21 protein-coding genes are annotated in these 19,582 nt (G+C 62.8%); 10 read left to right on the forward strand and 11 right to left on the reverse strand.

Translation table 11 applies throughout. The features are described from left to right. Positions 1 to 41 precede the first annotated feature (41 nt). From NKJ76_RS25805 to mdh, 7 genes are all read right to left on the reverse strand, one after another. On the reverse strand, positions 42 to 3,029 hold the full coding sequence (locus NKJ76_RS25805; RefSeq protein ID WP_352538677.1) for a 2-oxoglutarate dehydrogenase E1 component: 2,988 nt from the start codon (positions 3,027 to 3,029) through the stop codon (positions 42 to 44). A 139-nt stretch (positions 3,030 to 3,168) separates the two neighbouring features. Further along, the gene (gene sucD, locus NKJ76_RS25810; RefSeq protein ID WP_023730253.1) at positions 3,169 to 4,071 is read right to left on the reverse strand and encodes a succinate--CoA ligase subunit alpha; all 903 of its coding nucleotides are present in this window, start codon (positions 4,069 to 4,071) and stop codon (positions 3,169 to 3,171) included. A 12-nt stretch (positions 4,072 to 4,083) separates the two neighbouring features. Continuing rightward, positions 4,084 to 4,572, reverse strand: a complete 489-nt coding sequence (locus tag NKJ76_RS25815) for a DUF1579 family protein (RefSeq protein WP_023710227.1) — start codon at positions 4,570 to 4,572, stop codon at positions 4,084 to 4,086. Between the two features lie 2 nt (positions 4,573 to 4,574). Beyond that, positions 4,575 to 4,946: a cupin domain-containing protein gene (locus NKJ76_RS25820; protein WP_023730254.1), complete on the reverse strand. Its 372-nt coding sequence runs from the start codon at positions 4,944 to 4,946 to the stop codon at positions 4,575 to 4,577. Positions 4,947 to 4,964: 18 nt separating this feature from the next. Beyond that, positions 4,965 to 5,348, reverse strand: coding sequence for a hypothetical protein (locus NKJ76_RS25825; protein WP_155923990.1), 384 nt, complete (start codon positions 5,346 to 5,348; stop codon positions 4,965 to 4,967). Positions 5,349 to 5,367: 19 nt separating this feature from the next. After that, positions 5,368 to 6,561 (reverse strand): ADP-forming succinate--CoA ligase subunit beta, encoded by a 1,194-nt coding sequence (sucC, locus tag NKJ76_RS25830; RefSeq protein WP_352538678.1) that lies wholly within the window; start codon positions 6,559 to 6,561, stop codon positions 5,368 to 5,370. A 33-nt stretch (positions 6,562 to 6,594) separates the two neighbouring features. Next, a complete protein-coding gene (gene mdh, locus NKJ76_RS25835) occupies positions 6,595 to 7,563 on the reverse strand; it encodes a malate dehydrogenase (protein WP_023670541.1) in 969 nt (322 codons plus the stop codon). A gap of 234 nt (positions 7,564 to 7,797) precedes the next feature. Here mdh and NKJ76_RS25840 point away from each other — a divergent pair, with 234 nt between their 5' ends. Then, positions 7,798 to 8,166 (forward strand): GNAT family N-acetyltransferase, encoded by a 369-nt coding sequence (locus NKJ76_RS25840; protein WP_352538679.1) that lies wholly within the window; start codon positions 7,798 to 7,800, stop codon positions 8,164 to 8,166. 268 nt (positions 8,167 to 8,434) lie between these two features. Here NKJ76_RS25840 and zapE read toward each other — a convergent pair whose 3' ends face one another. Beyond that, the gene (gene zapE / locus NKJ76_RS25845; RefSeq protein ID WP_352538680.1) at positions 8,435 to 9,619 is read right to left on the reverse strand and encodes a cell division protein ZapE; all 1,185 of its coding nucleotides are present in this window, start codon (positions 9,617 to 9,619) and stop codon (positions 8,435 to 8,437) included. A gap of 30 nt (positions 9,620 to 9,649) precedes the next feature. Beyond that, positions 9,650 to 10,189, reverse strand: coding sequence for a protease inhibitor Inh/omp19 family protein (locus tag NKJ76_RS25850; protein ID WP_023687689.1), 540 nt, complete (start codon positions 10,187 to 10,189; stop codon positions 9,650 to 9,652). Between the two features lie 445 nt (positions 10,190 to 10,634). Here NKJ76_RS25850 and NKJ76_RS25855 point away from each other — a divergent pair, with 445 nt between their 5' ends. The 8 genes from NKJ76_RS25855 to NKJ76_RS25890 all read left to right on the forward strand — a co-directional run bounded on the left by NKJ76_RS25855 (position 10,635) and on the right by NKJ76_RS25890 (position 17,729). Then, entirely contained in the window at positions 10,635 to 11,189 is a 555-nt protein-coding gene (locus NKJ76_RS25855; RefSeq protein ID WP_245262864.1) for a hypothetical protein, read from the forward strand. 94 nt (positions 11,190 to 11,283) lie between these two features. Further along, positions 11,284 to 11,445 carry a DUF1328 family protein gene (locus NKJ76_RS25860; RefSeq protein WP_023683859.1) on the forward strand — a complete coding sequence of 54 codons (162 nt, stop codon included), beginning with the start codon at positions 11,284 to 11,286 and terminating at the stop codon, positions 11,443 to 11,445. Between the two features lie 73 nt (positions 11,446 to 11,518). Next, positions 11,519 to 12,403, forward strand: coding sequence for a diaminopimelate epimerase (gene dapF / locus NKJ76_RS25865; RefSeq protein ID WP_023687687.1), 885 nt, complete (start codon positions 11,519 to 11,521; stop codon positions 12,401 to 12,403). Next, positions 12,403 to 13,722 carry a tRNA (N(6)-L-threonylcarbamoyladenosine(37)-C(2))-methylthiotransferase MtaB gene (gene mtaB, locus NKJ76_RS25870; RefSeq protein WP_031204470.1) on the forward strand — a complete coding sequence of 440 codons (1,320 nt, stop codon included), beginning with the start codon at positions 12,403 to 12,405 and terminating at the stop codon, positions 13,720 to 13,722. Before dapF ends, mtaB begins: the two co-directional genes overlap by 1 nt. Before the next feature lie 12 nt (positions 13,723 to 13,734). Continuing rightward, positions 13,735 to 15,708 (forward strand): signal recognition particle-docking protein FtsY, encoded by a 1,974-nt coding sequence (gene ftsY / locus NKJ76_RS25875; protein ID WP_352538681.1) that lies wholly within the window; start codon positions 13,735 to 13,737, stop codon positions 15,706 to 15,708. A gap of 61 nt (positions 15,709 to 15,769) precedes the next feature. Next, positions 15,770 to 16,441, forward strand: coding sequence for a septation protein A (locus tag NKJ76_RS25880; protein ID WP_023745428.1), 672 nt, complete (start codon positions 15,770 to 15,772; stop codon positions 16,439 to 16,441). Between the two features lie 60 nt (positions 16,442 to 16,501). Continuing rightward, positions 16,502 to 17,122 carry a pyridoxamine 5'-phosphate oxidase family protein gene (locus tag NKJ76_RS25885; protein ID WP_023683854.1) on the forward strand — a complete coding sequence of 207 codons (621 nt, stop codon included), beginning with the start codon at positions 16,502 to 16,504 and terminating at the stop codon, positions 17,120 to 17,122. Between the two features lie 58 nt (positions 17,123 to 17,180). After that, a complete protein-coding gene (locus tag NKJ76_RS25890) occupies positions 17,181 to 17,729 on the forward strand; it encodes an NADPH-dependent FMN reductase (RefSeq protein WP_023683853.1) in 549 nt (182 codons plus the stop codon). Positions 17,730 to 17,809: 80 nt separating this feature from the next. On the opposite strand, the gene NKJ76_RS25895 is transcribed toward NKJ76_RS25890, so the two are convergent. Beyond that, positions 17,810 to 18,016 carry a tautomerase family protein gene (locus NKJ76_RS25895; protein ID WP_352538682.1) on the reverse strand — a complete coding sequence of 69 codons (207 nt, stop codon included), beginning with the start codon at positions 18,014 to 18,016 and terminating at the stop codon, positions 17,810 to 17,812. Between the two features lie 163 nt (positions 18,017 to 18,179). Continuing rightward, positions 18,180 to 19,100: an SMP-30/gluconolactonase/LRE family protein gene (locus NKJ76_RS25900; RefSeq protein ID WP_023671738.1), complete on the reverse strand. Its 921-nt coding sequence runs from the start codon at positions 19,098 to 19,100 to the stop codon at positions 18,180 to 18,182. Between the two features lie 286 nt (positions 19,101 to 19,386). Here NKJ76_RS25900 and NKJ76_RS25905 point away from each other — a divergent pair, with 286 nt between their 5' ends. Next, positions 19,387 to 19,554 (forward strand): hypothetical protein, encoded by a 168-nt coding sequence (locus NKJ76_RS25905; protein ID WP_023687680.1) that lies wholly within the window; start codon positions 19,387 to 19,389, stop codon positions 19,552 to 19,554. The last annotated feature ends 28 nt before the right edge of the window (positions 19,555 to 19,582 follow it).

Below are 19,582 nucleotides of genomic sequence, written 5' to 3' on the forward strand. Positions count from 1 at the left end.
GTTCCGTTTCTTCTCTGTCTGTTCTATTCGCCGGGTTTGTTCTATTCGCCGAGCGCGTCTTCGAGCAGGGCGGCGAGCTGCGCCAAATGCTTCGACATCAAGCCGGTCGCCGGCGATGCCGCCGCAGGACGTCCGGTATAGCGCACCCGCTGGTGCTTGGCGTCGATATGAGCCAGCACCCATTCCAGATACGGATCGATGAACGACCAGGCGCCCATATTCTTGGGTTCCTCCTGGCACCACACCATCTCGGCATTGCGGAAGCGCGACAGTTCGGTGATCAGCGCCTTGGCCGGGAACGGATAGAGCTGTTCGACGCGCAAGAGATAGATGTCGTTGATGCCGCGCTTCTCGCGTTCCTCGTACAGGTCGTAATAGACCTTGCCCGAGCACAGCACGACGCGGCGGATCTTGGAATCCTTGGTGAGCTTGATCGTCTGGTTCTGCAGCAGCTGGGCATCGTCCCACAAAAGCCGGTGGAACGAGCTTTCGCCCGAAATCTCCGGCAGCGTCGACACTGCCCGCTTGTGGCGCAGCAGCGATTTCGGCGTCATCAGGATCAGCGGCTTGCGGAAGTCGCGCTTCAGCTGCCGGCGCAATATGTGGAAGTAGTTGGCCGGCGTGGTGCAGTTGGCGACTTGCATATTGTCTTCGGCGCAAAGCTGCAGAAAGCGCTCGAGCCGGGCCGAAGAATGCTCCGGACCCTGGCCTTCATAGCCATGCGGCAGCAGGCATACCAGGCCTGACATTCTGAGCCACTTGCGCTCGCCCGACGAGATGAACTGGTCGAACACCACCTGGGCGCCGTTGGCGAAATCGCCGAACTGCGCTTCCCAGAGCGTCAGCGCCTTCGGCTCGGCCAGGCTGTAGCCATATTCGAAGCCAAGCACCGCCTCTTCCGACAGCATCGAGTTGATGACTTCGTAGCCGGCCTGTGCCGCCGACAGATTGTTGAGCGGGATGTAGCGGGTCTCGTCCTTCTGGTCGTAGAGCACGGAATGGCGCTGCGAGAAGGTGCCCCGTTCTGAATCCTGGCCGGAGAGCCGGATCGGATTGCCGTCGAGCAGGATGGCGCCGAAGGCCAGCGCCTCGGCCGTCGACCAGTCGATGCCTTCGCCGGAGTCGATCGCCTGGCGGCGGTTTTCGAGGAAGCGGATGATGGTCTTGTGCGCCTCGAAACCCTTCGGCACCTCGGTCAGTTTCTTGCCGATGTCCTTCAGCACCTTGACCGGCACCGCGGTTTTCCCGCGGCGCTGTTCGTCCTGGTTGTCGGCGGTGCGCAGGCCGGACCAGGCACCGTCCAGCCAGTCGGCCTTGTTAGGCTTGTAGTGCTGGCCGACTTCCCATTCGGATTCCAGATGGGCGCGCCAGTCGGCCTTCATCTTGTCGAGTTCGGCCTGGCTGATGTGGCCCTCGGCGATCAGCCGCTCGCCATAGATCTGCACCGTCGTCTTGTGGTTGCGGATGTTGGCGTACATGATCGGCTGGGTGAAGGCTGGCTCGTCGCCCTCATTGTGGCCGAAGCGGCGATAGCAGAACATGTCCACCACCACCGGCTTGTGGAACTTCATGCGAAATTCGATCGCCACCTTGGTGGCATGCACCACCGCTTCCGGGTCGTCGCCATTGACGTGGAAGATCGGCGCCTCGATCATCTTGGCGACGTCGGACGGATAGGGCGACGAGCGCGAGAAGCGCGGATTGGTGGTGAAGCCGATCTGGTTGTTGATGATGAAATGCAGCGTGCCGGCGACGCGGTGGCCGCGCAACCCCGACAGGCCGAGGATTTCGGCAATCACACCTTGGCCGGCAAAGGCGGCATCGCCATGCAGAAGCAGCGGCAGCACCTTGGCGCGCTCTTCCAGCGGCACGATCTCCTCGCGGCTGCGGCCGAACAGATAGTCCTGCTTGGCGCGCGCCTTGCCCATCACAACCGGATCGACGATTTCCAGATGCGAGGGATTGGCGGTCAGCGACAGATGCACCTTGTTGCCGTCGAATTCGCGGTCCGACGAGGCGCCGAGATGGTACTTGACGTCGCCCGAGCCCTCGACCTCGTCAGGAGCGGCCGAGCCGCCCTTGAACTCGTGGAAGATGGCGCGGTGCGGCTTGGCCATCACCTGGGACAGCACGTTCAGCCGGCCGCGATGCGCCATGCCGAGCACAATCTCCTTCATGCCGAGCTGGCCGCCGCGCTTGATGATCTGCTCCAGCGCCGGGATCAGGCCTTCGCTACCATCGAGGCCGAAGCGCTTGGTACCCTTGTACTTGACATCGATGAACTGCTCGAAGCCTTCGGCCTCGACCAGCTTCTGCAGGATCGCTTTTTTTCCCGTAGCGGTGAAGGAAATCTCCTTGTCGGCACCCTCGATGCGCGCCTGGATCCAGGCCTTCTCCTCGGGATCGGAAATGTGCATGAACTCGACACCTAGCGTCGAGCAATAGGTGCGGGTCAGGATCTCCAGCATCTGCCGGATGGTGCCGAATTCGAGGCCGAGCACATTGTCGAGGAAGATCGGCCGGTCGTAGTCGGCTGCGGTAAAACCGTAATTTTCCGGCGACAGCTCGTTATAGTCCTCAAGCGGCTTGGCGATGCCGAGCGGGTCGAGATTGGCGTGCAGATGGCCGCGCATGCGGAAGGCGCGGATCATCATGATGGCGCGCACCGAATCGCGCGTCGCCTGATGCACGTCGGCATCCGATAGCACGACGCCATTGGTGACCGCCTTGTCCTTGACCTTCTTTTCCAGATGCTTCTCGACGATGCCCCAATTGCCGTCCAGCGCCGACACCAGTTCGCCATTGGCCTGCAGCGGCCAGGACGGCTTTGCCCAGGAAGCGCCCTTGGCGTTCTTGCGCACATCGCCGGCGTCGTCGTTCAGCCCGGCGAAGAAATCCTGCCATTCGGGGTTTACTGACTCTGGATCATCCTCATAGGAGGCATACAACGCGTCGATATAGTCGGCATTGCCGCCATACAGGAAAGAGGTGAGCGAAAATTGGTCGTTGGCCTGATCTTGTCTTGCCATTTTTGTCTGCGGAGCCTGGCTCCGTCTCCTTTTCAAAAGCGAATAGTGAGTAGCGAATAGCGAATAGCGAGTAGGGATTTTTTCCGGGTCGCGCCGTTACTCTCTTTTCCCTATTCGCTATTCACTACTCGCTACTCACTTAGCCTTTGATCGCCTCGACCAGGGTCGTGCCCAGACGCGCCGGCGATGGCGATACCTTGATGCCGGCCGATTCCATCGCCGCGATCTTGTCTTCCGCGCCGCCCTTGCCGCCGGAGATGACCGCGCCCGCATGGCCCATGGTGCGACCGGCCGGCGCAGTGCGCCCGGCGATGAAGCCCGCCATCGGTTTCCTGCGGCCGCGCTTGGCCTCGTCCTTGAGGAACTGCGCGGCGTCTTCCTCGGCCGAACCGCCGATCTCGCCGATCATGATGATCGACTTGGTCTCGTCGTCGGCAAGGAACATTTCGAGCATGTCGATGAACTCGGTGCCTTTTACGGGGTCGCCGCCGATACCGACGGCGGTGGTCTGGCCGAGGCCGACATTGGTGGTCTGGAACACTGCCTCATAGGTAAGCGTTCCCGAGCGCGAAACAACGCCGACCGAGCCCTTGCGGAAGATGTTGCCGGGCATGATACCGATCTTGCATTCGTCGGGGGTGAGCACGCCGGGGCAGTTCGGGCCGATCAGCCGCGAGGTCGAGCGGTCGAGCCGCGCCTTGACCCTGACCATGTCCATCACCGGAATGCCTTCGGTGATGCAGACGATCAGCGGGATCTCGGCTTCGATGGCTTCGAGGATGGCTTCGGCGGCGCCCGCCGGCGGCACATAGACAACCGAGGCATTGGCGCCGGTCTTTTCCTTGCCCTCGGCAACGGAAGCGAAGATCGGCAGGTTTTCGCCCTTGGCGCCGGTCCAGGTCTCGCCACCCTTCTTGGGATGGATGCCGCCGACCATCTTGGTGCCGTGATAGGCCAAGGCCTGCTCGGTGTGGAACGTGCCGGTCTTGCCGGTCAGGCCCTGAACCAGCACCTTGGTGTTCTTGTCGATGAGAATGGACATCGGAGCCCTTTTCTAAAAGCCGTTGATCGGGGAAGGCGAGACGCGCCGGTAGACGCCGCTCACCATGTCTTGCCAGCTGTCGCTGCCGGCAGGTTTGAAATGCAGTCGCATCCGGTAGGCATCGGCATTGTCGAAAATATACGTCACGCGCGCTGAGCCACGCGGCGACGACCGCTCCAGAACCAGCTCATCGCCGTTCCACGTTCCTGTGGCCGGCGAGGCCGGCACAAAACCCATGGAGTCGAACTGGTGCATGGTGAAGAGCCTGTTTGGCTGATCGAAGCCGAACACGCTGTGCGAGCCGAACGAGACCGTGCCGTCGCGGCGCTGGCGATAGCGCTGGACCACGAACAGTCCGCCGAACTGTGCCTCTGCCAGCACGTCCGACGTCGCCGGTCCGCCATCGGCCCACTGCGTTTCCGCCACCTCTTCCTCGCCGCGCCACGCGCCGACCAGCGCCTGCAGGCGCTGGTGATCGGCCGAGAGCGAGAAGGCGTTCATGATCAGAGCCGCTTCAGGTCGGAGACGGTGAGGTCGCTCTTGGCGTTGCCGGTGTTGAGCGTCGTTGCCGGTTCGAACATCAGCACCACCGGCTCGGCGGTCAGCGACCGCGGCCGGTGCTCGACGCCGCGCGGCACGACGATGAAATCGCCCTCGCCGAGCTCGACCGGACCGTCGCGGAAATCGATGGCGATGCGCCCGCGCAGGACGAGGAAGGCTTCGTCCTCATGCTCATGCGCATGCCAGTCGAAGGTCTCGCCGAACTTGGCAACCTTCGCCTGGCTGTCATTGACGTCGCCGGCAATATGCGGATCGAAGACCTTGCTGATCTTCGCATCCGCCGCCTCGACGAGGTTTATCTTGCGCGGAGGCACAGGTTCATTCCTTTTTCGTCATTTGGCGTCTGCAATGTGCTGCTCATCAATCTCGTCTCTCAAGAAACGATCAGGCGGATGTCCGAGAACATTCTCTTTGCCATACATCCAGCCCCGCATTTTCATCGTAGATTTGAGCGGGCTTTTTCCTGTTCCAACAACAACGTACCACTCACGTCCAATCTCATCTGATGCCTGATAAAGCCAGAAACGCCGCCCATTCTCTATCTGCTCTGCGACGACACCCCGCACTTTGTAGTGCATCGATTTTTCGTCCAGCATCCAGTGATAGTGGCACCGCCAAAGGTACTGTTCGATTTCTTCGATGGAATACGGGCAGTGGTCAGGTAATAGATCAAGACTTTGTACCTCTTCTTCCCAGTGGAGGGGGAAGCCAGCCACCTAGCGCGCTCCTAGTTCCTCAGCCCTTCACCGCCGCCACGATCTTCTTGGCTGCGTCGTCGAGATCGTCCGCCGACACCACGTTGAGGCCGCTGTCGTTGATGATCTTCTTGCCGAGTTCGGCATTGGTGCCTTCGAGGCGCACCACCAGCGGCACTTCCAGGCCGACTTCCTTGACCGCGGCAATCACGCCCTCGGCAATGATGTCGCACTTCATGATGCCGCCGAAGATGTTGATCAAGATGCCTTTGACCGCCGGATCCCGAGTGATGATCTTGAACGCCGCCGTCACCTTCTCCTTCGACGCGCCGCCGCCGACATCGAGGAAGTTGGCGGGCTCGGCGCCGTAGAGCTTGATGATGTCCATCGTCGCCATCGCGAGGCCGGCGCCATTGACCATGCAGCCGATATTGCCGTCGAGCGCGACATAGGCGAGGTCGTATTTCGACGCCTCGATCTCCTTCTCGTCCTCTTCGGTGGTGTCGCGCAATTCCATCAGTTCGGGGTGGCGAAACAGCGCGTTGTTGTCGAACGACACCTTGGCGTCCAGCACGCGCAGGCGGCCGTTTTTCATCACGATCAGCGGGTTGACCTCGAGCAGGCTCATGTCCTTCTCGACAAAGGCCTTGTAGAGGATCGGGAACAGCGTGCCGGCATCCTTGGCGGCATCGCCGGTGAGGCCCAGCGCTTCCACCAATATGTCGACGTCGATGGTCGTCACGCCGGCCAGCGGGTCGATGGCGCGGGTGATGATCTTTTCCGGCGTGTCGTGGGCGACGCCTTCAATGTCCATGCCGCCCTCGGTCGAGACGACGAAAGCGATGCGGCCGACCGAGCGGTCGACCAGGATCGACAGATAAAGCTCGCGATCGATGTCGGCGCCGTCCTCGATATAAAGGCGGTTGACCTCCTTGCCGGCCGGGCCGGTCTGCTTGGTGACCAGCGTGTGGCCGAGCATCTCATTGGCGTTGGCGACGACGTCGGCCACCGACTTCGCCAGCCGCACGCCCCCCTTGGCGTCGGGCGACAGTTCCTTGAACTTGCCCTTGCCGCGGCCGCCGGCATGGATCTGGCTCTTCACCACATAGAGCGGACCGGGCAGCGCTTGTGCCGCGGCTTCCGCCTCGCTTGCCTTGAACACCGGCACGCCCTCGGCCACCGGCGCGCCAAAGCTCTTCAGCAGCGCCTTGCCCTGATATTCATGGATGTTCATCTGGATGGTCTCCGGATCGGCTGCTTGGGGGGATCACTTCGAGGCGAGGTGCGGGGCGATCTTGACGCAGGCCTCGGTCAGGCCCTGCACCGTCGCCACCGAGGCGTCGAACATCTTCTGCTCGGCCTTGTTGAGGTCGATCTCGATGATGCGCTCGACGCCGCCGGCGCCGATCACAACGGGAACGCCGACATAGGTGCCCTTGACGCCATACTGGCCCGAGAGATGCGCCGCGCAAGGCAGCACGCGCTTCTTGTCCTTGAGGTAGGATTCGGCCATCGAGATCGCCGAGGCGGCTGGCGCGTAGAAGGCCGAGCCGGTCTTGAGCAGACCGACGATCTCGGCGCCGCCGTCGCGGGTGCGCTGGACGATCTGGTCGAGCTTTTCCTTCGAGGTCCAGCCCATCTTGATGAGATCGGGCAACGGAATGCCTGACACAGTGGAGTAGCGGATCATCGGCACCATGGAATCGCCGTGGCCGCCGAGCACGAAGGCGGTAACGTCCTCGACCGAGACCTTGAATTCCTCGGCTAGGAAATAGCGGAAGCGCGCGCTGTCGAGCACGCCGGCCATGCCGACGACATGGGTCTTGGGCAGGCCGGAAAACTTCTGCAGCGCCCAGACCATGGCGTCGAGCGGGTTGGTGATGCAGATGACGAAGGCCTTGGGTGCATATTTCTTCAGCCCGGCGCCGACCTGTTCCATGACCTTGAGGTTGATGCCCAGCAGATCGTCGCGGCTCATGCCTGGCTTGCGCGGCACGCCCGCGGTGACGATGCAAACGTCGGCGCCCTCGATGCCGGCATAATCATTGACGCCGGTCAGCCGGGAATCAAAACCGTCGACCGGCGACGACTGCGCGATATCGAGCCCCTTGCCTTGCGGAATGCCCTCGGCAATATCGAACAGCACCACGTCGCCGAGGTCCTTGAGGCCGATCATGTGAGCGAGCGTGCCGCCGATCATGCCGGAGCCGATGAGCGCTATCTTGTTGCGTGCCATGTGAGGAAATTTTCCCTTTGTCTGTGACGGCGCCCAAAATCCCTGGCGATCTGTTGACGGCGTCGAGGAAGAGGCCGGAATGCTATGGTCTCAGCTAGATTTCGCCGCATCCAGTAGCCCCGGTGGAAAATATATTCAATCGGTTATTTTCGAGTGAATGATTTCAATCGGTTAGAAACATTGGGACTTACGTAAACGTCAAAGTTTGTAGGCCATCTTGGGAGATTTTACACAATGAGCATGGAAATCAGAAGACTATATCCAGGCGATGACGCCCTTGTGAAGCGCATCGCCGAGGACGTGTTCGACGAGCCGGTCCGGGCAGACAGGCTTGCTGCCTACCTCGCCTCATCATCAGGTCATCTCATGATCGTGGCATTGGCCAGCGGCGTCGTCGACCAATGCCCCACAATCATCCACCGCCATCCCGACAAGGTCAACGGACTCTACATCGACGAAGTCGGCGTCTCACCCGCCTACCAGCGCCAAGGCATCGCGCGAAAAATGCTCGACGCGATGTTCGCGCTCGGCCGCGAGCAAAGGTTGCGGCGAAGCCTGTGTTGGAACCGAGCCGGACAATGTTCCATCGCGCGGGCTTTATGAAAAACGCAGGGAGGAGCATGGGCAGGCGGAGGCGTTTGTAATGTATGCGTATGACCTTTAGGCGTCGGCGGGACAGCGCCCCCCTCTGCCTTGCCAGGCATCTCCCCCACGAGGGGGGAGATCGGACGTCACGCGACCTTTCGCCAATCTCCAATGGCCGCAGGAATGAGCGGAGCGCCGAAACCGCCAATCTCCCCCGTGTGGGGGAGATGTCCGGCAGGACAGAGGGGGGCGCGAAGGATCACTACATAATGACCTCTTCGAACCCTCAGACCTGCACTTCCGCCTTCGCCTTTTGCCGTTCCGCCCAGTCCTCCAGCCAATCCCGGCTCTGCATTTCGATCAGCCGCGAGGCCGTGCGCTCGAATTCGAACACCTCGTTGCCGCGCCTGGCCGTATAGAGCTCAGGGGGCGAGGCATCGGCGCTTACCACCAGCCGCGTGTGATGATCGTAGAGCGTGTCTATCAGGAGGATGAAGCGCTTGGCCTCGTTGCGCTTGCCTTCGCCCAGCACCGGCACGTGATCGATGAAGACGGTCGAGAAGCGGCCGGCAATCGCCAGGAAATCGCGCGCGCCGAGCGGCTTTTCGCAGAGATCGGCGAAGGAAAACCGCGCCGCATTGCCGAAAGCAGCCGGTATTCTCACCTGCCGCCCCTTGAGGGTCAGCGCGGTCTCGGCCGTTGCCGCCCCGTGCGTCATCGCCTGCCAGGCTTCGTCGAGCATACGATCGGCTTCGGCATCCCCCGGCGTGACATAGACAGGCGTGCGGGCGAGCTTTTCCAGCCGGTAGTCCTTGTCGGCATCGAGCGTCAGCACATGGGCGTGGCGCTCGAGAATGCTGATGAAGGGCAGGAAGAGTTGGCGGTTCAGCCCGTCGCGATAAAGGTCTTGCGGCGCGACATTCGAGGTGGCGACCAGAACCACGCCATTGGCGAACAGCGCCGAAAACAGCCGCGACAGGACCATCGCATCGGCAATGTCGGTGACCGAAAACTCATCGAAGCACAGCACCCAGGCCTGTTCGGCAAGCTGAAGCGCGACCGGCGGGATCGGGTCGTCCTCCTTGACGTCGCCGTTCTTGCGCGCCTGCCGGTGCTTCTGGATGCGGTCCTGCACATCGGCCATGAAGTCGTTGAAATGAACGCGGCGCTTGCGCCTGACCGGCAACAGCTCGAAGAACATATCCATCAGCATGGTCTTGCCGCGACCGACGCCGCCATGAATGTAGAGGCCCTTGACGACCTCGCGCGTCTCGCGCTTGCGGGCAAACAGCCAGCCGAGCGCGCTCGACTTGTGCGCCAGCCGCTTGACCGAGATCTCGTCTGTCAGCCGGTCGAGCGCGGCGGCGATGCGCTCCTGCGCCGCATCGCGCTCGATGGCGCCGGTTGCGACCAGATGGTCGTAGCGCTGCCTGACGGTCGCATGGGTCTGGAGGCCGTCACGCAGATGCATCGGTCACGTCGCTGTCTAGGGATAGGCAGCCTATCTTGTAAGCGATATCGGCAAGCCGTTGGTAGTCTGGCCGTCGAATTTCGAACCGCCCGAGGAATAGAGCCGCGCCAGCGTGCCGCCATTCTCGTCATAGAGCGTCAGCTGCTTGCCGGCGACGTTCCACGATTTGATGCCGTCGATGGGCGGCGGGCAATGCAGCGGCCCGGCGCGGAAGCCGGCGCCGAATTTGGTCTGCGGCGTCGCCACCTTGCAGCTCTGTCCGGACACGCTGGCGTTCCAAACGCCGGCAACGCTCGCAGCGGTAAGGTCGGAGGCTCCGGCCGGCGCCGATCCGTCCGGCGGCAGCGAGGCGACCTGCGCGCCTGCCGGCGCGGTCGGGAATTGCGATGGGTCGGTGGTGCCCGGCGCTGCCGGGGGCGGCAGTTGGCTTCCGCTCACCGTGCCGGCGGGCGCGGGCTGCAGCGGGGCGGGCTGCTGGTCATCCATCGATGAAAAACGCGAGGTCGAACAGCCGCTCGCAACGAGCGCTGCCAGCGATACGGCCATCAGCCCGCTTCTCGAAAAAATCATTCCAACCTCCGTCGGATCCGGCTGGGGGGAAGCCGTCCGCACAATCTCACCCCTCACCAAGATGGAGAAGGTGGCGAAATTTCAACCCGATATGGTTAAAATAGGGTTTGCACCACGAATTGTTGTAAATTTGTCGCAAAATGGCTGGCGGACAAAAGGCATGTCTTCGCTCTAGCGCGGTTCCAACCGGTACATTGGTTGCGAAAGCGGCACCGGAGCCCGCAGCAGGTCGGCGCATCGGCGGTCGAGCGCAACTGCCGGCGCAAAACTGACTGAAGCGCTTGAGGCGCAAGGCCTGGCGCGTGAGCGGTTTCGCGCCTTGCGTCCGGGCGAGGTTTGGGACGTTCCCGAGATCGAGCGCGGCTGGAGTCTGCATTTGGCCGCTTACGGCACTGCCATTTTAGCCGATGGTCTATCGCAACAGGGGGAACAGATGAAATCAATCTTGGCAGTTTTGATCGCGCTGGTAATTTCGACGCCGGCCGCTTTCGCGGGTGAAATCACCGATCGCGCCGCTGAAGCCGAAAAGGCACTGCAGGCGGGTGATGGCGCCGGCGCGCTGGACAAATTCCGCAGCGCCGAGGACGCTCTGTGGCAAGCGATGCCGCTTGGCGTGCAAAATGTGAAGCATATCTTGTCGGCCAGCGGGTTCGGCGCCTACGCCGAGCGCCCGAACCATGTCTACAAGCCGGGCGAAGAGATTGTGCTTTATATGGAGCCGGTCGGTTACGGCTACGGCTCGGATGGGCTCGGCAACAACCAGATCGCGCTTTACGTTGACCTTACCGTGCTTTCCCAGTCGGGCGAGAAGCTGGGAACCGTCGAAAAGCTTGGCCGGGTCCAGCTCGCCTCGCGCTCGCATAACCGAGAGATGTTCTTCAAATTAAACGTCTCCCTGGATGGCGTTCCCCCCGGCAAATACCGAGCGGATTTCCTCATGCATGACGAGAACTCGCAAAAGACGGCGCCTTTCACGACCGACTTCGAGATTGCCGAATAGCGCGCCCAGTCGGAGAGAGCCTCGCGGCAAGAGGGAACCAGAGCGCGGCAGATGCGTTCTTAGGCCGCTGCAGTCAATTTGCGAGGCATTGTCCATGATCAAATGGATCATCATTCTTCTCATCGTTGCTGCCGCCGCCAGCCTGCTCGGCATGCCGGCGCTGGCCGGTGCCGCCGCCACCGGCGCGCGCGTGCTGATCGGCATCGTTCTCGTCATCTTCCTGCTGATCGTGCTCGGCGTTTTCGCGGTAACCTAGACGCAGCCCACACTGGTAATTCCCGCCCGTTTCCGCCATATAGCGGCGAAACGTACAGGAATTACCTCAGATCATGGCAGGCACTGCCCCCTTCGCCAAGATGAACGGCATCGGCAACGAAATCATCGTCGCCGACATGCGTGGCCGTGCCGATAGGGTCACGGCGGCGTCGGCTGTCGCGCTGAACGCCGATGCGGCGACCAGGTTCGACCAGATCATGGCGATCCACGATTCGCGCACGCCGGGCACCGCCTTTTACATCGACATTTTGAATTCCGACGGCTCGGGCGCGCAGGCCTGCGGCAACGGCATGCGCTGTGTCGTCCAGGCGCTGGCCGCCGAAACCGGCCAGAAGACTTTCACCTTCGAGACCCGCGCCGGCATCCTCAACGCCGTCGAACATGCCGACGGCACCATCTCGGTCGACATGGGCACTCCGCGCTTTGGCTGGCAGGACATTCCGCTGGCCGAGGAATTCCGCGACACCCGCATGATCGAGTTGCAGATCGGCCCCATCGACGCGCCGGTGCTGCATTCGCCTTCGGCTCTCTCGATGGGCAACCCTCACGCTATCTTCTGGGTCGACAACGATGTCTGGTCCTACGAACTCGAGCGTTTCGGCCCGCTGCTCGAAAACCATCCGATCTTCCCCGAGCGCGCCAACATCACCATCGCCCAGGTAACGTCGCCGGAGACGATGATCATCCGCACCTGGGAGCGCGGCGCCGGCCTGACCAGGGCTTGCGGCTCGGCCGCTTGCGCTTCCGTCGTCGCCGCTGCCCGCACCCGGCGCACCGGCCGCAGCGTTACGCTGATGACGCCCGGCGGCGGCTCGCTGCATGTGGAATGGCGCGACGACGACCACGTCATCCTGACCGGCGCTGCCGAATGGGAGTTTTCCGGCAATTTCGATCCGTCGACCGGCACCTGGGCCCGCGACACCGAAAGCGCGGCCTGATGTCTGCACTTGCCGATACCAAGGGCCCCAACTCCCAAGGCATAGACGTCGTCACCTTTGGCTGCCGTCTCAACACCTATGAATCCGAAGTGATGCGCCGCGAGGCCGAAAGCGCAGGTCTCGGCGCGCTCAAAGGCGGCGCCATTATCTTCAACACCTGCGCCGTCACCGCCGAAGCGGTGCGCCAGGCCAGGCAGTCGATCAGAAAGGCCCGCCGCGAAAATCCGGCGGCGCGCATCATCGTCACCGGCTGCGCCGCGCAAACCGAACCGCAGAATTTTGCCGCCATGGACGAGGTCGACCTCGTGCTTGGCAACGAAGAGAAGCTGAAGGCCAACTCCTACCGCGCGCTGCCGGATTTCGGCGTCAACGACAGCGAGAAGGCGCGCGTCAACGACATTTTCTCGGTGCGCGAGACCGCCGGCCACATGGTCGACGCCATTGAGGGCCGGGCACGTGCTTTCGTCCAGGTGCAGAACGGCTGCGACCATCGCTGCACCTTCTGCATCATCCCCTATGGCCGCGGCAACTCACGCTCGGTGCCGATGGGCGCGGTTGTCGAGCAGGTCAAGCGTCTCGCCGGCAACGGCTACGCCGAGATCGTGCTGACCGGCGTCGACATGACCTCTTTCGGCGCCGACCTGCCGGGCGCGCCGAAGCTGGGAAAGCTGGTGAAGACCATCCTGAAGCAGGTGCCTGATGTGAGGCGGCTGCGGCTGTCCTCCATCGATTCGATCGAGGCCGACGACGATCTGCTGGACGCCATCGCCACCGAGCCCAGGCTGATGCCGCATCTGCATCTGTCGCTTCAGTCGGGCGACGACATGATCTTGAAGCGCATGAAGCGCAGGCATTTGCGTGACCAGTCGATCCGCTTCTGCGAGGATGTGCGCAAGCTGCGCCCCGAAATCGTCTTCGGCGCCGACATCATCGCCGGCTTCCCGACCGAGACCGAGGAAATGTTTCAGAATTCGATAAAGATCGTCGAGGAATGTGGGCTGACGCACCTGCATGTCTTCCCGTTTTCGCCGCGCGAAGGCACGCCCGCCGCGCGCATGCCGCAGGTCCGCCGCGAATTGGTCAAGCAGCGCGCGGCCCAGCTGCGCGCCGCTGGTGAGGCTGCGTATCGCCGCCATCTGTCGTCGCTCCCGGGAACGCGCCAAACGATCCTTATCGAGCGCGACGGCCTCGGCCGTACCGAAGGGTTCACGCTTGCCGCGCTCGGCACAGGCGCGCCGGGCGAGATCGTCGAGGCAGACATCACCGGCCATGATGGGGCGCGCCTGATAGCCTCGCCCCTCACTGCCTGCGCCGCCTGAGACGATTGAAGCATGGCCGGTTTTTTCAAGAACATATTTTCGTTCGGCAAGAAGGAAGTCGTCGAGGAGCGCATCGACGAAACCGCTCCCCTGCCGCCGATCAAGTGGGATGCGCTTGAGGCGCTGAAGCCGGCGGCCGAACAGGTCGTTCCGGAGTTCTTGAAGCGCGAGGAGCCCGAGCCGCCGACGCCCCACCCTCCCCTCGATGGGGAGGGTCGCCACGAAGTGGCGGGGAGGGGCGAGAGCGCCGACGCCGGCGCCACTCACCCCCAAGCTTCGCTTGGGGCCTCCCCCATCGAGGGGGAGGTAAAGCCTGCGCCGCAGTCGGCGCCAGAAGAACCGAAGCCCGAACCCGCGCCGACCATCCCGCCCGCGCCGGAACCGGTCGTCCCATCCGAGCCGGAACCGTTGCCGGAGCCCGCGCCGGTAGAAGAACCGCAGCCTGAGCCGGAGATACCCGAGCCGCCTGCACCGGAAGAAGTTCCTGCGCCGCCAGCCGTTCCGGAGCCGGCTCCCGAGCCGCAGCCCCAAGAAGTGCCGCCGGCGCCGGCCGAGCCGGAGATCGAACCATCGCGTCCGGAATCGCAGCTGGAGCCCGCTCCCGTCGAAGTGCCGACGCCTGCCGAGACTCCAGCAGAACCGGCCGCCCCGGTCGAAGTGCCGCAACCGTCCGCGCCTCCCGCACAGCCTACCTCAGAGGTCAGCGCCGCCCCTCCTGCCGGCACCTTCTCCCCGTATAGCCACGGGGAGAAGGACGAGGCGCCCCACCCTCCCCTCGATGGGGAGGGTCGACGCGAAGCGGCGGGGTGGGGTGATGGCGCCGACGCCAGCGCAAATCACCCCCACCCCCAGCCTTCGCTTGGGACCTCCCCCATCAAGGGGGAGGTAAAGCGCACGTCGGTTGAAGCTGTACCCGCGCCGGTCGAAGCCAAGACCATCGTTGCCGAGCTAGCGCCCGCGCCGGCCCCGCAACCTTCGCCACAGTCAAAACCAGCTCCCGGCAAAGTCACCGTCACCAAAAAGGTCGAGCAGAAAGCCGAGCCGCAAAAGGCGCCCGAACTGGCGCCGCGACGCTCCTGGTTCCAGCGCATGCGCGACGGGCTTGCCCGCTCCTCGAAAGAACTCACCGGCAACATTGCCGGCGTTTTCACCAAGCGAAAGCTCGACGAAGAGACGCTACAGGACCTCGAAGACGTGCTGATCCGCGCCGATCTCGGCATGGAAACAGCCTTGCGCGTCACCGATGCGCTCGCCGCCAGCCGCTATGGCAAGGATGTCTCCGACGCGGATGTCCGCACCATCATGGCGGCCGAGGTGGAGAAGGTGCTGGCCCATGTCGCCATGCCGCTGGAGCTCGACCTGTCGCACAAGCCGCATGTCATTCTGGTGGTCGGCGTCAACGGCACCGGCAAGACCACGACCATCGGCAAGCTCGCCGCCAAACTTACCGATGGTGGCCTGTCGGTGATGCTGGCCGCCGGCGATACCTTTCGCGCTGCAGCCATCGAGCAGCTGAAGATCTGGGGCGAGAGGACGAAGTCGCCGGTCATCGCCTCGAAGATAGGCGCGGATGCCGCCGGCCTGGCCTACAACGCTTTCGAACGCGCCAAGGAGGCCGGCTCCGACGTGCTGATCATCGACACCGCCGGCCGGCTGCAAAACAAGACCGAACTGATGGCGGAGCTGGAAAAGATCGTGCGCGTGCTGGGCAAGCTCGATCCGGAAGCGCCGCATACCGTGCTGCAGACGGTCGACGCCACCACCGGCCAGAATGCGCTCAATCAGGTCGAGATCTTCCGCAATGTCGCCGGCGTCAACGGCCTGGTGATGACCAAGCTGGACGGCACGGCGCGCGGCGGTATTCTGGTCGCGATCGCGGCAAAGCACAAACTGCCGGTCTACTTCATCGGCGTCGGCGAACAGGTCGACGACCTCGAACCATTCTCGGCCGGCGAATTCGCCAGGGCGATCGCCGGCGTAGCGTAACAGGCAATGATCCCGAAGAGCTGACGGCTTTTTGGACAAGATCATGCGTCAGAAGGAAGTCATGAACTCACCCATCCTCGAACGCGACCCGTCCGATCCGCGAAAGAAGAAAGAAAGCGTCAATCCGCTGCTCAAGCTGGTGCTGGAACTCGGGCCGCTGATGGTGTTCTTCTTCGCCAATGCACGCGGCGCCTGGCTGGTGCAGAAATTTCCTGTCCTGGCCGAATTCGGCGGGCCGATCTTCGTCGCCACCGGCCTTTTCATGGCGGCGACGGCGATCGCGCTGATCGCCTCCTGGCTGCTGCTGCGCACCTTGCCGATCATGCCGATGGTCTCGGGCGTCGTCGTCTTCATCTTCGGCGCGCTGACGCTCTATCTGCAGGACGACGTGTTCATCAAGATGAAGCCGACCATCGTCAACACCCTGTTCGGCGGCGTGCTGCTCGGCGGTCTGTATTTCGGCCGATCGCTGCTCGGCTATGTCTTCGATTCGGCCTTTCGCCTCGATGCCGAAGGCTGGCGCAAGCTGACTTTCCGCTGGGGCCTGTTCTTCCTGTTCCTGGCTCTTGCCAATGAAGTGGTGTGGCGGAATTTTTCCACCGACTTCTGGGTTACCTTCAAGGTCTGGGGCATCATGCCGATCACCCTGTTGTTCACCTTCAGCCAGATGCCGCTGATCCTGCACCATTCGATCGAGGATAAGGCCGAGAAGGTGGAAGAAGCCGGCAAGTAGAGCAATTCCAGGAAAAGTGTGAAGCCGTCCGGAATTGCGTCAGAATAAACGGAGACGGCCATGGAATTCGTCACCACGCGCGATGAACTGAGGACGATCTACAAGACGCCGCGGCCGACCGACACCTCGATGCGCAAGGAACTCAGGGCGCTCGACGGCCACTGCCGCTCTTTCATCGGCAAGAGCCCTTTCGTGCTGATCGGTTCTTCCGACGGCGCCGGCAATGCCGACGTGACGCCGAAAGGCGACAGACCGGGCTTTGCCCTTGTCCTCGACGACAGGACCATCGCCATTCCCGACCGGCCCGGCAACAACCGGCTGGACACGCTGGAAAACATCCTGCTCAACCCTTCGGTCGGGCTGCTTTTTCTCATCCCCGGCATGAACGAGACGCTGCGCATCAATGGCGACGCCCGCATAACCGTCGATGCCGGTTTGCGCGAGCGCCTCACCGTCGACGGCAAGCAACCGCAAAGCGTCGTCGTGGTGAGCGTCAAGGCCGCTTACATGCACTGCGCCAAGGCCTTCATGCGCTCCGAATTGTGGAAGCCGGACAGCTGGCATGACCGCGCGACGTTGCCGACGCTCGGTCAGATCCTGTCCGATCAGATGGCGCATGCCGAAACTGCCGACGATTTCGACCGCTCGCTGGACGAGGCCTACAGCAAGACCCTGTGGTAAATTTCGCGTACGATTCGCCATTGCAGTCCTTTGCCGGTTTCCCTAGCCCTGTTTCCCCGTGATCGAACTCCTCGCCATCTCCGGCAGCCTGCGCGCCGCCTCGACCAATTCGGCGCTGCTGGCGGCGCTGTCCGCGAACGCGCCTTCGGATTGCCGCGTAACTGTCTATGACGGGCTCGGCCTGCTGCCGATCTTCAACCCGGATGACGAAGGCGAGCGCACACCGGCCGAGGCCATGCGGCTGATCGAGGCCGTCACCAGCGCCGACGGCATCATCGTCTCCTGCCCCGAATATGCCCATGGCGTGCCCGGCGGCATGAAAAACGCGCTCGACTGGCTGGTCTCGCGCGACGCCGCCGTCGGCAAGCCCGCCATGCTGGCCCACGCCTCCGCGCGCTCGCTCTATGCCCGCGCCGCGCTGGCCGAGATCATGCGCACCATGTCGTTCGCGCTTTGTGAGAATGCGGTTCTGGAGATTGCCTTGCTCGGCAAGAAACCGCCGGAGATAGAAGCGATCCTGGGAGAGGACGAGAACCTGCGGGCCATGCGCGAAGCGGTGCAGGTTTTCGCGAGTTTTATACGCGCAAACGTTGCCTCGTCATCCTAGGGCGGAGCAAGGAGCGAAGCGACGCGGCGCAGACCCTAGGATGACGAACGAAAGGGTGCGGCGCCCAACGTGCCGCAGTGCTACCTCTTCCGCAACGTCTCGACATCGGTCACACCGACATACCAGTCGCGCGCGTTGACCTCTTCGAACACCACCCAGACGTCGTCATTGCTAAGCCCGGTGGCGTCCATGATGGCCGCCGTGACCTTTTTGGCAATGTCGGCCTTCTTGCCAGCGGGATCAGCGGCGATCACTTCCTTGACGATGCGGATGTTGACGAATGGCATGACGTCCTCCCTTGAATTGTGTCTGATACCGCCGCCGCTGGGCGGCTTCGAAATCCGCTCCGGCGAACCGCTTGGCGGCGGTTCCGGCGGCCGCCGCGCAACAGGCGCCGCGGACATGCGCAGAAACGCCATCAAGGGCGCCAGAGAAGCGTTTCCAGCAACCTCAATACGTCTTCGCCCCGTTCACCATCAGCCGCACCATGTAGAGCGACGTGGTGCCGGCGATGTAGAGGCAGTTCAGCTTGTTGCCGCCGAACACGCAATTTGCGGTCACTTCCGGCACCTTGACCTTGCCGATCAGCGTGCCGTCGGGATCGTAGCAATGGATGCCGTCGGCGGCACTGGTCCAGATGCGGCCGGCCTCGTCGAGCCGGAAGCCGTCGAATAGGCCGGCCGTGCAGTCAGCGAACACCTTCCCGCCCGAGACCTTCTTGCCGTGCTTGCCGACGTTGAAGACCCGCATATGCGCGGGGTTCTGCGCGCCATGGGTGCGGCCGGTGTCGACGACATAGAGCTGGCTTTCATCCAGTGAAAAGGCAAGCCCGTTAGGCCGGACCATGTCGGTGATGACGGCCTCGACCTCGCCCGTATCAGGATCGACCCGGTAGACATTGCAAGCGCCGATCTCGCTTTCGGCCTTGTCGCCCTCATAGTCGGTGTCGATGCCGTAGCTCGGATCGGTGAACCAGATCGAGCCGTCGGATTTCACGACCGCGTCATTGGGCGAATTCAGCCGCTTGCCTTTCCATTCGGCCGCGATGGTGGTGACGGAACCGTCATGCTCGGTGCGGCTGACGCGGCGGCCGGAATGCTCGCACGTCACCAGTCGGCCCTGGCGGTCGACGGTGTTGCCGTTGGAATTGCCGGAGGGCTGACGGAAGACGCTGACATTGCCGTCGGTCTCGTCATAGCGCAGCATGCGGTTGTTGGGGATGTCGGACCAGACGACATAGCGGCCGGCGGCGAACCAGGCCGGTCCTTCCGCCCACTGACATCCGGTAAACAGCTTTTCCACCTGGGCGTTGCCGTTGAACAGCCGCGCGAAACGTGGATCGAGAATTTCGTAATAGTCTGCGGTCGCCATGCATTTCCTCCGGGCATCACGTGACGCGCGGATCAAGCCAGCCTGCGGGCGCGATGGCAAGGTGGCGCAGGCGCAATTTGTAAGACAAAAGGTGCCCGGCCGGCATGGCCCGCCAGCCTGTCCGGCCGTTTGTGGTGCTGTAGCGCTGTATTAACCCGCTATGCGCCCTGTGCAATGGTGCATTGCAACATCTTCTTTTTGCATCGCACCATTCCTATGTCATGTTGCGAACGACCAAGGGAGGAACAAATTCACCGCTGATATGCGGCACGAAAGGACCCTTGCTATGGCTTTTGACAACCTCTTCTCCCGCGCGCGCTCCTCGATGGCCAAGCGCCGCCACTACAACCGCCTCGTCGCGGAAATCGAAAACCTGACGAGCCGCGATCTGGCCGACCTGCGCGCCGACCGCTCGGAAATGCTCTACCAGGTCCACAGGCAGATCTACGGCTGAGCATTTCAGACCTCAGCGGGGCACCGCC

It is taken from the genome of Mesorhizobium sp. M0029, assembly GCF_040323735.1.
Taxonomy (GTDB): domain Bacteria; phylum Pseudomonadota; class Alphaproteobacteria; order Rhizobiales; family Rhizobiaceae; genus Mesorhizobium.

What these genes read in the sequence shown, in the direction of transcription:
- NKJ76_RS25805 (WP_352538677.1), bottom strand. Translation starts at nt 3,029, where the DNA reads ATGGCAAGACAAGATCAGGCCAACGACCAATTTTCGCTCACCTCTTTC.
- sucD (WP_023730253.1), bottom strand. Translation starts at nt 4,071, where the DNA reads ATGTCCATTCTCATCGACAAGAACACCAAGGTGCTGGTTCAGGGCCTG.
- NKJ76_RS25815 (WP_023710227.1), bottom strand. Translation starts at nt 4,572, where the DNA reads ATGAACGCCTTCTCGCTCTCGGCCGATCACCAGCGCCTGCAGGCGCTG.
- sucC (WP_352538678.1), bottom strand. Translation starts at nt 6,561, where the DNA reads ATGAACATCCATGAATATCAGGGCAAGGCGCTGCTGAAGAGCTTTGGC.
- mdh (WP_023670541.1), bottom strand. Translation starts at nt 7,563, where the DNA reads ATGGCACGCAACAAGATAGCGCTCATCGGCTCCGGCATGATCGGCGGC.
- NKJ76_RS25840 (WP_352538679.1), top strand. Translation starts at nt 7,798, where the DNA reads ATGAGCATGGAAATCAGAAGACTATATCCAGGCGATGACGCCCTTGTG.
- zapE (WP_352538680.1), bottom strand. Translation starts at nt 9,619, where the DNA reads ATGCATCTGCGTGACGGCCTCCAGACCCATGCGACCGTCAGGCAGCGC.
- NKJ76_RS25850 (WP_023687689.1), bottom strand. Translation starts at nt 10,189, where the DNA reads ATGATTTTTTCGAGAAGCGGGCTGATGGCCGTATCGCTGGCAGCGCTC.
- NKJ76_RS25860 (WP_023683859.1), top strand. Translation starts at nt 11,284, where the DNA reads ATGATCAAATGGATCATCATTCTTCTCATCGTTGCTGCCGCCGCCAGC.
- dapF (WP_023687687.1), top strand. Translation starts at nt 11,519, where the DNA reads ATGGCAGGCACTGCCCCCTTCGCCAAGATGAACGGCATCGGCAACGAA.
- mtaB (WP_031204470.1), top strand. Translation starts at nt 12,403, where the DNA reads ATGTCTGCACTTGCCGATACCAAGGGCCCCAACTCCCAAGGCATAGAC.
- ftsY (WP_352538681.1), top strand. Translation starts at nt 13,735, where the DNA reads ATGGCCGGTTTTTTCAAGAACATATTTTCGTTCGGCAAGAAGGAAGTC.
- NKJ76_RS25880 (WP_023745428.1), top strand. Translation starts at nt 15,770, where the DNA reads ATGAACTCACCCATCCTCGAACGCGACCCGTCCGATCCGCGAAAGAAG.
- NKJ76_RS25885 (WP_023683854.1), top strand. Translation starts at nt 16,502, where the DNA reads ATGGAATTCGTCACCACGCGCGATGAACTGAGGACGATCTACAAGACG.
- NKJ76_RS25895 (WP_352538682.1), bottom strand. Translation starts at nt 18,016, where the DNA reads ATGCCATTCGTCAACATCCGCATCGTCAAGGAAGTGATCGCCGCTGAT.
- NKJ76_RS25900 (WP_023671738.1), bottom strand. Translation starts at nt 19,100, where the DNA reads ATGGCGACCGCAGACTATTACGAAATTCTCGATCCACGTTTCGCGCGG.
- NKJ76_RS25905 (WP_023687680.1), top strand. Translation starts at nt 19,387, where the DNA reads ATGGCTTTTGACAACCTCTTCTCCCGCGCGCGCTCCTCGATGGCCAAG.